This is a genomic window from candidate division Zixibacteria bacterium HGW-Zixibacteria-1 (assembly GCA_002838945.1).
Taxonomy (GTDB): Bacteria; Zixibacteria; MSB-5A5; order GN15; family PGXB01; genus PGXB01.
The window spans coordinates 24,414-38,908 of the sequence record PGXB01000033.1 but is presented as its reverse complement, the minus strand read 5'-3'; the positions used below and the strand labels follow the sequence as shown (position 1 = coordinate 38,908).

Genomic DNA, 14,495 nt, shown 5'->3' with positions numbered 1-14,495 from the left:
CGCCGTCATTCGAGCCTGGGTTTTAAAAATCCAGTTGACTTCGAACGGGCGGCTACCCTATCTTAACTATGTGTCCATTTTTTTAGGGGAAGACCAGATAGTGATGACCGACTGATGGCCACCGGATATTTTTCTGGCCTGATAAGGATGCGATTGGAGAGAATTTGCGCTATTTCTTCTTCCGGCCTTTGGCGGCGATTTTGCGCGCGCCACTGCCTTTCTTTCGATTTTTCGCCTTTTTCATTTCCTCGGCGAAAAGCTTCTCCAGGGTATAGCTGGAGGGAATAAAATCGAGAAGCCCCCGGGCAAAAATATCATCGACGCTTTCTATAAAAACAAATCTGGTCTTTTTCAGAATGTCCGACGGCAAATCTTTCAGGTCCTTCTTGTTTTCCTTCGGAATAAAAACCGTGGGGATACCGGCCCGATATGCCGCCGATACTTTTTCGATTAACCCGCCGACCTGAAGCACTTTACCGCGCAAAGTCACTTCGCCGGTCATGGCAATTTCATTGCGAATGGGACGTTCGGCCATCACCGAAGCGATGACCAGCGAAACGGCCACGCCCGCCGAGGGCCCATCTTTGGGAATGGCCCCGGACGGGAAATGAATATGGATGTCGAAATTGTCGAAATCATTGTGGTCGATACCAAGAACATCAGCCTTTGAGCGAACATAGCTGTGCGCCGCCTGGATCGATTCTTTCATCACGTCGCCCAGCGATCCGGTGGTTATCACCTCACCGCTCCCCTTCATGCGTAACCCCTCGATGATCATCAGGTCACCGCCCTGTCCGGTCCAGGCCAGACCGATGGCAACGCCGATTTCGGGTGTGTCTCCCGGCTTTTCCAGAGTGTACTGAGATGTCCCGAGGAAAGAACCGACGGTTTTTTCGTTCACCATCCAGATCTTTTTAACACCTGACGCTTTTTCCTTGGCCACATGACGGCAGATGATTTCAATCTGTCGTTTAAGGTGAAGCAGTCCCGCTTCAAGAGTGTAATTCCGTATGATTTTCTGCAAACCCTTATCGCTGAAAACTATATCCTTTGCGCAAAGGCCGTGATTTTTTAAGACCGACGGAATAATATACTTGAGAGCAATATGTATCTTTTCCTTCTCAATATACCCGGGCAGTTCGATAACCTCAAAACGATGATTGAAAACCTCGGGAATATCCTCCGATGATTTAACGGCACAAATAAAGAAAACATTGCTCAGATCGATAGGGAACCCGATGTAATTATCCAGAAACCGGCAATTATATCGAGGATCAATGGCCTCCAGCAGTGTCATCGCCAGAACCGTCGCCGAGTCCCCGCCCAGATGATCAATGTCTTCAACTAAAACTACCGGATCGGAAGTGCCGGCATTGTGTAATGTTCGAATTATAACCCCCGGCATGGCGCCAAGATATGTCCGGACCGAGCCCTTGATATCATAAACTTTGGTCAGGCCGCCAATCGACACCCGAATAAATTCCTTGCCCATCGCTTTGGCTATGGCCTTGGCCAGTGAAGCTTTGCCGGTTCCCGGAACACCGGCCAGACAAAGAATCGAGTTGATACTTTTATTCCCGGTCAGTTTCCGAATGGCGATTCGCTCAAGTATTTTTCTTTTAATTTTTTGCGATCCGAAATAGTCCTGATCAATGTGCCGCTCTATCCTCTTCAAATCCGTTCGCTTCTTGCTGTTAGTATTCCATGGGATCGACAATAACCATTCAATATACTGCCGGGTGGCGCCATATTCGACCGAAGCATCGGACAATTGCTCGAGCCGATCGATTTCCATAAAACAGCGCTCCCGAACCTCTTTTGTCAGGTCCTTCTCGGCTTCGACCCGACGTCTTAATTCATTCAAAAGATGCTCGGAAATAGCCTTTGCAGTATTATTGCGATTAATTCCTGATTTCACAAATTTCTCCACGGGTGTCATCTATTGGCAATAACAGCCGTTCTAAGGATTTTTTACCGACGGCCGCATAGCTGGCTATGTCATTATAATTTAGCAGCTTACCTGGCACAGTCGACCCAAAATAAAAAATCCCGGCCTTCGCCGGAAAGTCTGGAAGTATCCGTTCCGGTGCAATATTTCTCGGCGGGGTATGCGGCTTCCTTTTCACGGTCATTGCTTCCTTTTTATCTCGTATCGGCTTTCGGCTAAATTTACTAAACCGGGCCGATAATCATTTTGAGCGCTATCTCTACTTATTTAAACCGCATACCCCGGCTGCTCGTTCCGCATATTTATGAGGCCGCGCGAAGGGCCAGCTGGTCGGCCATCTTGCGCAACTCGAAGTCATAGTGATTCTTGAAGTTACTCAAATTGAGCCGTATTTTCGAGGGGTCCAGCGAAAGACGATAATATCCCAGCCGATTGTTCTCAAAAATCGACCAGGAAACGCCCCCCGCTTTCAATTCCTGTTTCAGTCGATACAGATAACGGGCCTGATTGAAACCGGATTCGATATCATCCTTGTAAACCCAGCCGTCGCGATCGACAAGCCTCGAGAATGCCAGTTTGGCCAGATATTTGAATGATTTGCCGGTCAACCGGACCGGGAAACCATCAATCTTGACCAGATACCTTTCCTTTTCATATCCGCCGTCAAGCTCAATCAGTGACGGATTGAAAATGGTATCAACCTGATGATGTGCAAAACTCCTGCTCATTTTATCCTCCTCTTGCATGGATTTTATCATGTCGATAAGTTCATCTGCCTTCTTTTCTGATTTCAGGATTTTCCCCAGATACTCCGCTCCCGCTTCATGCAACCCGCGAACGGAAATAATATCATTTTCATACAGGCATCGATAATGCCCTCGATGGAGCCGGTCGCCGGCCAGGTAGTACAACTCGTGCATCGCGCCATGAATACCGAACTGCACGCGGAAGACAAGCTCATCAAGCCGGCCGGAGAGACCGCCATTACAGCCGGACGCATCCGCCATACGTCCCAGAGAAGCCAGCAGCCAGGCGGCCGTCTCGGCCAGCTTGATAATCTGCCCATGACGAAGCTGGTAGCGCTGCTCCAGTTGATTGACTTCAATACCGCCGGCCCATTCCGAGAGAAGCAGTACTGCCTTCAGAACCGACGCCTTCTTGAAATCAAGCGGCTCGCGGCCGAGTTCGGATTCAATCAATTTGTTTATCTCACCCACATATTCATCGAATTGCTGGTGGAGCAGTTTTTCATAAACCCGCCCGCGATATTCCCGCCCATCCAGACCACCCAGCGATATATCAAAATCAGCCGCACTCAGGGCCAGAAACAGCCAGCCAACGTCGGAAACGGGAGACATCCGTGACAAAAACTGCATGTAATGTTCCGCCGAAGCAATAGAAAGCCCCGACTCGGCCACCGCCTTCCCCAGCGGTGTTGTTTCCAGCGACGACCGGATGAAACGGCCGGCTATCAACAGATCAAGAATCTCATCCAACTGCTGCCGCTCAATGATACCTCCCTGCCGGCAGTGGAATAAACATGACAGGCTGTTTTCAAGTAACGTCCGATCGCGGCCAAATCCGGACACAATAAGATCGAGAACGATATCGGGCAAAGCGGATGGTTGCAATGCCGAACATGGCCGGTTTCCTTTGGCGCCGTCGATATATTCATTCCAGAGAACATCACCTTCAAAATCGGACCCGGCCACGACCACCGCCCGCCCCGGTTTCTGCTCCGGCTTCAAACCGAAACGTCCGGCCCGCCCGGAGATACTCTGAAACTCAGCGGCACTGATCGGCACCAGCGTCGGCCCGGAACCATACTGCCCCGATGAGTACTTCATCGTTTCCAGCAGTACTGTCTCCGCCGGAAGATTCACCCCCATGGCCAAAGTCGTGGTCGTGAAAATTGCTTTGATTTCGCCCTTTCTGTATCCCGCTTCTATCGCCGACCGCTGATGGGCGGTCAGGTCGGAATTATGAAAGGCCACGCCATGCGAAAGCACCTGCCGCAGACTTCGCGTCAGGCAGCTTGATTCTTCATCCTCAAGCTCACCCGCCGTCTCCTTCGCGGCATCCCATTTAACAGCCGCCGCCAGCCGGCGCGCCGCCTTGATCGTATCCCGCCGCGATTTCAGAAAAACCAGCTTCTGACCATCATCCGATTTGAGAAAATCAATCAGGCTCTCATCCGGGCAGTCGCCGCCTTTCAGATCTATTTCATCCTGCCCCTCGAGGCCACTGTTGAATGAGCGATATTTGAATGAGCCGTCCACCGCCACCCCCAGAAGCAGATCAACCGGGCGCACCGTCTCCCTGATAACCCGGCAACCCAGCCAATCGGCCAGATCGCTTTCATTATCGAGTGCCGCCGACAAGGCCACAATACGCGGATTGTATCCCGAACCAAGAATCTTAACCAGCGCCAGTTCCAGTTCCGGACCGCGTTCCGGCTCGGATATCATCTGCACCTCATCGACAATGACCAGACCGATCTGCCGGACAATATCGAGATTGGCCGTCAAGGCACGGTTGAATTTCTCATATATGGCAATGGCCAGGTCGAACTTGCCGCCCTGAAAAGCGGCATCGTTTTCGGGATGATCGCCGGTAACAATCAGTGTCCGGATACCGAGCGAATGGTAACACTCCCGGAAATACCGATACTTTTCCTCGGCAATCGATTTCAGCGGCACCATCATCACCGCCTTGCGCCGTTTAACCAGCGCTTCGATCGCCGCCATTTCACCGCAGAATGATTTACCCGCTGATGTCGGTGCCGAGATGAATAAATTCTCCGGGTGATCCTCATCATGCAGACCGAGCAGGCCGTTTTTGACGGCCCGCTCCTGAAGCGGCAGAAGGTATTCCCCCTGTCGTGCTTTCCAGGCATCGATTATTGATTGCGGCATACCAAACCTGAGTAAATCATTTAACTTCATCTCCTCCCCCTTTAGCATGGGGCCGGAAAGATATCCAAATCAGCCGCATCCGCCATAACCGCAGGATGGGCAACTGAAACAGGCGCCAAGGCGCACCAGGCCCACCCCGCAATCGGGACAGGCATGGCCAACAGCCATGGCTGATTTGTCTTCTTCCGGCCGGTTATAACTGAATTCATCACTTTCGAAATCAGCAGCCGGGACCCCTAAAGAGACAAAGCGGGTGTTGTCATCTATCATCAGTCTATTCTCCTTTGTCTGATTATTTTCGGCTCCTATTATATATACTGCACAAATGTGCAGTTGTCAAGCCGCTTTTTTCGATTTTTTAAACTTTCTTAAGGGTGGGCTATATATGGAAATATTGGGCTAATCGTACGCAATATATAGATTTATAAATTAATAAAAAGGGCCGCTAAAAACAGCGGCCCGACTAATGAGAGAGAGAAAAACATGCTATTTAAGCATAATCATCTTTTTCGAGTCAACGAATTCCCCCGCCTTGATTCGATACAGGTAGATGCCGGAACCGACTTCGACACCATTATCATCTTTGCCGTCCCAGGACACCCGATATGTCCCGGCCTCATTTGAACCGGAGAAATTCCGTACCTTCCGCCCGGCGATATTGAAAATATCAAGGTTCCATTCGGCCTGCTCAGGCAGATCAAAATTAATCTGCGTACTCATATTGAATGGGTTGGGATAGTTGTTATATAACTTGTAAATAGTCGGCAAAGCGGGCGACTGGGCCTCATCAGTGCCGGTCGGTTCCAAAATAACACAATCAAGATCTACCTTGCGGCCATAGACTCCCGCAGCATCAGCTGAAATAAGCTCCGGCGCCCCTCCCGAATAATTTATCCGCAATAATTCCCGCTGACCAACGGGCAGCCCAGGATCAAACCTAATCCAAAGCTTCAGGGTATCTCCGCAAGTAGTATAACTCGGATGCCCTTCTCCCAAGCCCGACAATGGAGAAATATCCTGGATAACAGCGCCATTCAATTTATAAAGCAGATAAATTTCGCCGACCACCTCATCGAATAAGGCTCCAATCTCAACGGCGGTACCATCGTCATAAAAGCCAATCCATCCATGAAAAGGAATAAGGACTGAATCAAGGGGCAGGGCATCCCCGACTATAATTCGTATCAGATAAATAAAATCTGCAATTGTCAGCAATTGCCCGTCCATATTGATATCAGTAGCCAGAGCCTGTTTCTCTGGATCAATTGTGAAAGCATCATAATTACAACCCCTAAAATAATTACCGAATACAACTGCATCGGCAATTTCAAAGGGAGATCCGTTAAGATTTACATCCCCGCGTGCCGGTATTTCTTCCGGCATAATTATCCCGATACCCCCGCCGTAGTAATCGACAATGGGTATCGGCATGGGGGCTTCCAGATTGAACTCCACCAGGCATTCCGCCTGCGTCCCGGTATAAGTGGGAAATCCTGTCGTGATATCACTTACCTCAGAATATTGTGTGCTGTCATAGCGATAGACTTTTCGCGAATGAGCCAGACAATTAGGATAGCCAGCATAATAACCATATTTTTCGAATGACATGACATTATCGCCGCAGTCCGTCCAGAAAAAATCAATCGGTACAAAAGTCCCGGATAATTGATAATCATTCGCAATCGTAAAGTCCATAGAGAATAATGTCATGCCGTCAGGAATGTCCCTGCTTAGTGGAACATGCACTCCGTCATTAATGTTGGAGATCGCGACCGCTCGAACCAATCCTGTCGGACAATCATCACCGCAACCCACATTATCGACATAACTGTAAGTGAAATACTCCCATTGATAGTCCCCCTGCTCGTCAAACAATACCCCGGCGGATACTCCATTGAGAGTCAGGGCATTCTGATCAAATCCAATCAGAAAATTAAAACCATAAATTCTGCCGGAGCCTTTCTCCTTCACGACATCAATCGATGTCGTATGCCCCTGGAGTTGATCCATTGCGGTCTCGATATAAATCTGAAACGGCTCTTCAATATATAAATCAAACTTATGGCCGTCATACGCTGCCGCCGTGATCGAGATGAGATCAGGAACCTTGCCGGCATAATGAATTCTTAAGAGATCAGTATATTCCCCGGCCGAGATGCTTCCGTTTCCGAGATCATAGACGAGAATTTTGAGCGTATCAAAACATATATTATAATCCAGCGTCATTTCCTCAAGGCTCGGCCAACCCTCGACATTAAGAATAGTCGTCGTGGTGTCAAGCAGATACATCAGGTGCATTCCGCCGACGTCAGTGGAAAATGTCCCATGGATATCGATTTCATCGGGGAACTCATTGATAAGAATCTGCCCCGGATAAGTCGAATCGAACGGCTGTCCCGGCAAGGCATCGCCCTCAATTATTCTGGCCATGTAAACCAGATCTTCGATCGTCATCGTAATCCCATCCTGGTTGACATCACTGGCCGCCTTCTGTCCGTCAATATTAACGGTGAAAAGATCATAATTGCACCGCGTCATTTGATGCGCGAACAAAATCATATCAGCTATTTCATAGGGAATTCCGTTGAGATTGATATCACCAATCGCATCGACATCCCAGCCTACAATATCAATGCCGCCATTGTAAAATCTGATTAATGGAATCGGGAGCGGTTGGAAAGGATCGGCCATTTCGAAGCACCCCGATGGAGCCCCGAAATAGGTCGGGAATTGTGCCAATGTATCGGTTATCTCCTGATAATGACTTATCAAATATTTAACATACTTAAAAACTTTCTCGGATATTCCGGCCAAAACTGATTCTGAATTATCCCGATAGGAAAAGGCAATGGTATTGTCACCGCAGTCCATCCAATAAAAGCTGATAGGCAAAAAGGTTCCTATGATATTAAAAATCGACGGAACAAAAAACTTGAGGGTAAACAGCCGCATGCCATCAGGCAAACTCAGACTCAACGGATGATGTGCCCCATTATTGGTCTCGGCCAGGACGATAATTCTAATCAGGCCGGTAGGACAATCCTCAATACAATCATTATTGATTTCATATCGATAAGTTATATATTCCCACTGATAATTGCCGTCATCCCGGGTCAATTCACCGGGATCGAACCCATTGAATGTCATTTTACTTAAATCATAGCCAATCAGGAAATCAAATCCCCTTAATAATTCCGTCCCCTTTGTCTTGAACACACCGATATCATAAGACTCCCCCGGATTTATGGCACTTTTCCTTTCAATCATAAATTCAAACGGCTCCACCAACGTATCCGGCCCGAAGGCTATATATCCATTGTGAAAATCAACCGCCCGCGTGACCGTCTTCCCCCAGTCCGGATTATCACCGATAAGGCAGACATCCGGCGCGCCGTGAATGGTCGGCAACAGGGTATTATCCGTGATATACTGACCCCCGATATAGTCAGTGACCAGATTTGACACAAAAACCGTATCGCTGTCGCCGGAATAGAGAATATTATCCCCACACCCGGTCCAGTAAAACCTGACCGGATACAGCCTTCCTGCAAGCGCCGGATCCTCAATTGTATTAAATATTATGCTAACCATCGGCCTGGCATTGGGCAAATATAGGCTCGACGGGGTTGCATCATTATCCGCCAGATCAGCCACCGCCTTGATGCGGACAATTCCTGATAGTGAATCGGGTCTGGATGGATCCGGCGGTAACAGCCGATAGTCGAAATACTCCCAACCATTACTCTCATAAAACGGCCCGGGGAGAACATCAGCGATGCTCAGAACGGAAGCATCAAAAGCGATTCTTAATTCAAATTCCGAAACCTGAACATCGTCTCCAAGCGGATAAATATTGAGTCCGGCCATATCGCCGGGGACAATATTTGTCCTGTATGCGATTTTCAGTTCGACCAATGATTCTGAGTCTATGGCAGAAGCAGAACCAATAATGACAAACATTATTATTATGAAAACGAGTGATGTTATATGGTTAAGTCGATGGATGATAGACATTTGGCATCCCTCCAAAATGTATTTCACGGCGAAAATTTCTTTAATTATAACCTACCGACGCAAATATATCTCTACCTGTCTAATATAAACAGATATCTTTCTTTGTCAATCATTATATGGTGGATCAGGTCATAATGAGTTGCAATCCGCACATGAATAGTCCATGATATAAAAAGACGCCGCTGCCCGCCGAAACGGAACAGCGACGCCCGACCAATCCCCCGCCAGAAGTCGGTCGCAATTTATTTATTCAATATGAATTCCACCTTATATGTTACCCATGCCGGGACCGGATAACCATTCTGCACCGCCGGTTTGTACTTGCAGCTAAATGCGGCAGCAACCGCCGCCTCATCGAACCCGGCTTTTGACCCGGAAAACTTAAATACAACCGCTTTAATCACATTTCCCTTTTTATCCACCAGCGCCTTGATCCAGACTGACGCCTCCATCCCGGCCTGCCTGGCCAGCCTTGGATAATCAGGAACAGCTTCATAAATCATTTCCGGCAGGTGCTGATATGGCACCCAATCATTGATTTCCGGATATTCAACAACAGGTTGATCCGGTATATCTATCACAATGTTTCCTGATCCGTTTCCGATATCAGGAATCGAGTCCGAATTTATCATCGCAAGCTGATCTCCCGTGGCAATCGAGACATCATCATCAATCATAGCATCATCCGCTACCGGGACCGGAATGCCTACTCGACTGCTGATTGCTGGGGCATTTCCCGGAAGTGTTGGTATGAGGGGCCTGATAATTGTGGGTGGTGGTACTATGGTAACAGACACCGTATCCACATGTCGATTCGGGTCGATAACGATAATATCGCCGGCTGATGTCCCAAGAAGCGCTGCACCGATTCCGGCCAGTGCTATGGCCGCTATCACAATTGTCCCCAGCAGCATATTGCGCTGGTAGTACAATTTCAGTTCCATCGCCCCATAAGGATTCACATTTGTTCTAACCATGCTACTCACCTCCCTTCCCGGCCGCCGCCAGTGCTTCGGTCGCAATTCTGTCATCGGTGCCCACCCAATCGTCGATGGCATAACGATATGAAAAACGCTCCTCCTTCGTCAGGTTCTCCAGCGCCTTGCCGAGCTCGGCCGCCATCTGCATGTTCCAGTCTCGCTCCATATAGTCGATTTCATCGAGAACATCGACCATGGCGTTGTACCTGGCCGCGGGATGTATTTTTATCAGTGTACTAAGATTGTCAATCCGACGATTAACATCCCGGAGAACCGAGCGAAGCGCATCGGAATCAACCATATATGCACCCGGGCCATCTTTGCCGCGAACGGATGGAATAAGCTTCGGAAGATTCTCGGCCGGGTCGCCGACATTCCAGAAGAAGCGGTTGTCGGCGTCAATTCGTATCGTCAGCAATCGTGACCATCGGACTATCGGCGGATCGGGGGAGACTTCCGGTACATTTATTTCCATGGCCTGCGGCATCATAAAAGCCGTCGTCACCATATAGAATATCAGGAGCAGCATGACAATATCGACCATGGCGGTCATGTCGGTCCGGGCGGGGATCCTTCTTTTTTTGCGGCTTCGACGGCCCGATTTGGGCCCGGCCTGCCTTTTAATCGGTTCACCGGACATAATACACCCTCCTCCTTACGGATATAAACCTCGATAGCCGGCTGTGAATTGGTGTCCCTTGGCAGCGGGGGAAGCGATGGAAAACACCAGCCTCTGTTTAATCGACGTATACGATTGCCGTCTTGTTCATTCAAAAATATTACCTTCAACGGGAATACCGATAAAGACCGGGTTTCTTCCCAAAAATATTTTAATTATGGATGGGAAAGTCAGGATGGCATGAAAACAGAAATAAATAAGGCACACCCTGTGTGAGGGTGTGCCTCGAAATTATCGAACCCTGAGGCCCTAGTTGGCGTTGGTCAGCGTAAATTCGACCTGATACGCCACCCAGATAGGTACCGGTCGTCCGTTTTGAATCGCCGGTTTGTACTTGCATTTAAAAGCTGCGGCCACCGCGGCTTCATCAAAGCCGGCCTTGGAGCCGGATGACTTAAAGATAACGGCTTTCTTAACTTCGCCGTTTTTGTCAACCAGCGCCTTCACCCAGACGATCGCTTCCATACCGGCCTGTTTGGCCAGTCTCGGATACTCCGGCGTATGCTCATAAATCATCTCGGCCGGGACTTCGACCGGAACGAACTCGTTGATATCGGGCATATATTCCTCATCGGGAATATCAACCACGATCTGCCCGCCGGCGTCATCCTGCTGCTGAGAAATATCAGGTGCCACGATATCGGCCAGTTCTTCACGGGAGGCAATGACGAGATCATCATCGATCACCTCATCATCAGCCACCGGCTTGGGAATACCAACCTTCGGGGCGGCCCGATTGGGCTGTGCCACCTGGACCTGCGGCTTGGGCTTTGAAATAGTCGGCGGCGGTCCCAGATCGGCCACCGTTTTGATAATCGTGACCTGCATTGGGATATCATCATCACTCGACGTCAGCACCTTGTAAAGCAGTGCCCCGCCGACAATGACCACCACCAGCGCCAGACAAATCATCGTCCCCATGAACATATTGCGCTGATACCTGGCCTTTAATTCATAGGCGCCATAACCGCCGTATAATCCCGAAAAAGCGCGTGCCATACTATTCACCTCCTCCTGTCGCAAGGGCATTCATGGCATAATCGACGATACGGTCGTCCGTATCTTCCCACTTGCCCATCGCATAACGGTAGGAGAATTTCTGCTCTTTGTACTCAGGCTTATCCAAATCCTCGACCTTGATTCCAAGCTCCTTGGCCTTGGCGGCATTCCATGATCTTTCCAAAAGATCGATTTCATCAAGAATGTCCACCATCGAGCTGTACTTGGCATCTTCGCGAATCAAAATCAGTGTATTCAATTTCTCAATATCGTAATTCAGATTTTTCAACAGCAACCTCAATGAATCGGGATCAACCAGATAACCCAGAGTGTCATCAGCCGGCCGGATCGAAGGCAAAAGCTGCGGCAGGTTCTTGGCCGGGTCGCCGATGTTCCACAAGAAATGATTTTCCCCGTCAATCCTGATTGTCAGAAGCCGCGACTCCTTGACTTCCACCGTCTCGGTTTGCTCTTCCGGCGGGAGGTTGATTTCCATCGCCTGAGGCATCGAAAAAACCGTGGTAACCATATAGAAAATCAACAGCAACATGACGATATCGACCATCGGGGTCATATCTATTCTGATGTGAATACGGCGCTTGGGACGACGACCACCCTTACCCTTCCCTTTACCTCTACTGGATTCTGCTACTGCACCACCAGACATTTATATCACTCCTTTCAAAGGGGTCATCATGTTCCCGCCTGTTCTTCCAACATGGCCTGTTCCATTTCATTATCAGTAATAATCAGAAATCGCGTCAAGGCATTATCTCTCATGGATTCCATGATTTTATCCATAACACCATAGCTGGCATCACGATCCGCTTTAATCACGACCAGCGCCCTCAAATTCTTCGAGCGCGCCCAGTTGATTTTGTTAGAGACATCATAGATATCCGTTTCGGCATACTTCCGGACGGTTGTCAGCAATTTCTGCCCCTCAATGACAACCTCTTCCTTCTGTAAGAAATCTACGAAAATCGAATCATCTTTCGTAACGGTAATATTGATAATGTCTTTATCCGGCAATTCGATCTGCGAATGCGATTGAGGCAGCGTAACCTTCTTTGCCTCCGGCGGTTTAAAGCTGGTGGTCGTCATGTAGAAGATAAGCAGGAGGATGGTAATGTCCACCATAGGCGTCATATCCAGCACAACACTGATACGCCTTTTTTTCTTAATCGCCATAAGTTACTTACCTACTTTGTCTTTGAACAGTTGAAGGACCTCATAGGTCGCTTCATCCGTCGTATAGTTAAAGGAATCCACCTTATTAACAAAAAAGTTGTAGAAAAATATTCCCAAAATACCGGATACGAGACCGCCGGCCGTATTGACCAGAGCCTCGGAAATACCAACCGCCAGCTGCTGGGCATCAATAACACCGCCCTCAACATTACCGGTCGCGGCAAAGGCACGAATCATACCGATGGTCGTTCCCAGAAGGCCGACCATGGTGGCAATCGAGGCAATTGTCGAAAGAGCAATCAGGTTTCTTTCAAGAAGCGGGCCCTCGAGAGCATTGGCTTCCTCAATCGCGCTCTGCGTCAGTGATATCTTCTTCTCCGGATCAATAGAGCCGTCTTCTCTTATTTCACGAAACTTCTCGATACCCGCGCGGAGGACGTTGGCCGTGGTGCCCCGCTGCTTGTCACAGGCGGCCAGAGCGCCATCATAATCGTCGCTGTGAAGCATGGTGATCAGTTTCTTGAAAAATACTTGGACAGAGCTCTTGCCTTTGGCCACTCTGTAAAGGGACAAGAACCTTTCCGTTACAAAAGCCAGAAGCATAAGCAACATTGTTATCAAAGCAACCACCAGCGGCCCGCCCTGGTAAACCGAATGGGCAATAGTTCCCGCCGGCTGCGCTCCCAATATTACACCCCAAACGACATATGCAATCGTAAAGGAAATCAGAACGTTCAGCGTGACAAATAATGTCTGTTTCACGTCTATTAATCCTCCAAAAATAGTTAGTTTTCTTAGTTTCCTAAAGCTTAAATCTCTGCCGCCTTAACAGCATTCATGATGAAACAAGCGAGAGAGATATAAAATCCATAACCCAGTATGCTCAAATACGTTCCCGGCCCATAGCTGGTCCCGATCTGCTTTATGGTTTCCGTGGAATCAAATGAATAAGATGCCCCGAAAAATGATAAGATAAGGCAAAAAAACCAGATACCGACCGGTACCCAGGCATAGGCCATGACCTTTTTCAATTTCAGGGCCTTGGTGTCCATATCACCTTTTAAGCCGTAGAGAGCATAAAGATTATATAATCCTCCACCCAGGCTGAAAATCATATAAAGCAAAAAAAGGATACCGGTAATCTTCAGAATGATTCCGGATGATAAGACATCTCCCATCAATAAAAGCGACCCGACTGCGGATGCTTTCTCGTATTCCCGGCGAAGCTCCTGACGCTTTCTCTGCGAACTGACCGAGGCAAAACCCTTATCATCTTTTACCGGCTGCGAGGCGGTGGCATCCGCAACCCGGCCGGCAACCTGGGTCCCCGTCGCTTCCGCCGAGCCGATCATTCCCGCCGCCAGGGCGGAGGAATCGGTCATCTGCATGCCGAGAGAATCGGGAAGCATTGCCTGCTCCCCAACAACCGTCGTGTCAATGCTCTCGACAACGAATTCCCTGTAACCGGAAAACCAGGGGAGGAAAAGGGATACGATCAGCACCAGAGAGGTTATTGTCAGAACGATCTTTTCATAAGAAGCGATTCGAGGAATATCAAACGTGGTCTTCTCCCGGCCGAGCATCCCGGACTCCCGTTTTGCCCTGACCTCTTTGACCAACGCTTCCTTTTCCGCTTCAGACTTAAAAAGATCCTTTATCTTACCTGGATGTACCTCAAAGCCGATATACCTAAATCTGTTATCGGGGTCGAACGCCTTATCCGGCTTCGCCCCGCTGTCTTTCTTTTCGGCCATAATTTCTCCTGATAT

General features: G+C 48.9%; 11 protein-coding genes. All 11 read right to left on the bottom strand.

The window, feature by feature from the left end; all coding sequences use genetic code 11:
- Window positions 1–169: 169 nt before the first annotated feature.
- Window positions 170–1,939 carry a hypothetical protein gene (locus CVT49_12185; GenBank protein ID PKK82755.1) on the bottom strand — a complete coding sequence of 590 codons (1,770 nt, stop codon included), beginning with the start codon at window positions 1,937–1,939 and terminating at the stop codon, window positions 170–172.
- Between the two features lie 311 nt (window positions 1,940–2,250).
- Window positions 2,251–4,911, bottom strand: coding sequence for a hypothetical protein (locus CVT49_12180; GenBank protein PKK82754.1), 2,661 nt, complete (start codon window positions 4,909–4,911; stop codon window positions 2,251–2,253).
- A gap of 21 nt (window positions 4,912–4,932) precedes the next feature.
- Window positions 4,933–5,133, bottom strand: coding sequence for a hypothetical protein (locus CVT49_12175; protein PKK82753.1), 201 nt, complete (start codon window positions 5,131–5,133; stop codon window positions 4,933–4,935).
- Window positions 5,134–5,349: 216 nt separating this feature from the next.
- A complete protein-coding gene (locus CVT49_12170; GenBank protein PKK82752.1) occupies window positions 5,350–8,877 on the bottom strand; it encodes a hypothetical protein in 3,528 nt (1,175 codons plus the stop codon).
- Window positions 8,878–9,119: 242 nt separating this feature from the next.
- The gene (locus tag CVT49_12165; GenBank protein ID PKK82751.1) at window positions 9,120–9,935 is read right to left on the bottom strand and encodes a hypothetical protein; all 816 of its coding nucleotides are present in this window, start codon (window positions 9,933–9,935) and stop codon (window positions 9,120–9,122) included.
- A complete protein-coding gene (locus CVT49_12160; GenBank protein ID PKK82750.1) occupies window positions 9,856–10,497 on the bottom strand; it encodes a hypothetical protein in 642 nt (213 codons plus the stop codon). Before CVT49_12160 ends, CVT49_12165 begins: the two co-directional genes overlap by 80 nt.
- Before the next feature lie 288 nt (window positions 10,498–10,785).
- Window positions 10,786–11,565, bottom strand: a complete 780-nt coding sequence (locus tag CVT49_12155; protein PKK82749.1) for a hypothetical protein — start codon at window positions 11,563–11,565, stop codon at window positions 10,786–10,788.
- Complete coding sequence (locus CVT49_12150; GenBank protein PKK82748.1) at window positions 11,537–12,202, bottom strand: hypothetical protein; 666 nt, start codon at window positions 12,200–12,202, stop codon at window positions 11,537–11,539. The genes CVT49_12155 and CVT49_12150 overlap by 29 nt, the downstream gene beginning before the upstream one ends.
- A gap of 26 nt (window positions 12,203–12,228) precedes the next feature.
- Window positions 12,229–12,726: a hypothetical protein gene (locus tag CVT49_12145; protein PKK82747.1), complete on the bottom strand. Its 498-nt coding sequence runs from the start codon at window positions 12,724–12,726 to the stop codon at window positions 12,229–12,231.
- Window positions 12,727–12,729: 3 nt separating this feature from the next.
- Window positions 12,730–13,488, bottom strand: coding sequence for a flagellar motor protein MotA (locus tag CVT49_12140; protein PKK82746.1), 759 nt, complete (start codon window positions 13,486–13,488; stop codon window positions 12,730–12,732).
- A 47-nt stretch (window positions 13,489–13,535) separates the two neighbouring features.
- Entirely contained in the window at window positions 13,536–14,480 is a 945-nt protein-coding gene (locus CVT49_12135) for a hypothetical protein (GenBank protein PKK82745.1), read from the bottom strand.
- Window positions 14,481–14,495: the final 15 nt, after the last annotated feature.

Coding starts and splice junctions, on each gene's coding strand:
- CVT49_12185 (PKK82755.1), bottom strand. CDS start 1,939: ATGACACCCGTGGAGAAATTTGTGAAATCAGGAATTAATCGCAATAAT.
- CVT49_12145 (PKK82747.1), bottom strand. CDS start 12,726: ATGGCGATTAAGAAAAAAAGGCGTATCAGTGTTGTGCTGGATATGACG.
- CVT49_12180 (PKK82754.1), bottom strand. CDS start 4,911: ATGCTAAAGGGGGAGGAGATGAAGTTAAATGATTTACTCAGGTTTGGT.
- CVT49_12150 (PKK82748.1), bottom strand. CDS start 12,202: ATGTCTGGTGGTGCAGTAGCAGAATCCAGTAGAGGTAAAGGGAAGGGT.
- CVT49_12135 (PKK82745.1), bottom strand. CDS start 14,480: ATGGCCGAAAAGAAAGACAGCGGGGCGAAGCCGGATAAGGCGTTCGAC.
- CVT49_12175 (PKK82753.1), bottom strand. CDS start 5,133: ATGATAGATGACAACACCCGCTTTGTCTCTTTAGGGGTCCCGGCTGCT.
- CVT49_12165 (PKK82751.1), bottom strand. CDS start 9,935: ATGCCATCGACGATTGGGTGGGCACCGATGACAGAATTGCGACCGAAG.
- CVT49_12155 (PKK82749.1), bottom strand. CDS start 11,565: ATGCCCTTGCGACAGGAGGAGGTGAATAGTATGGCACGCGCTTTTTCG.
- CVT49_12170 (PKK82752.1), bottom strand. CDS start 8,877: ATGTCTATCATCCATCGACTTAACCATATAACATCACTCGTTTTCATA.
- CVT49_12160 (PKK82750.1), bottom strand. CDS start 10,497: ATGTCCGGTGAACCGATTAAAAGGCAGGCCGGGCCCAAATCGGGCCGT.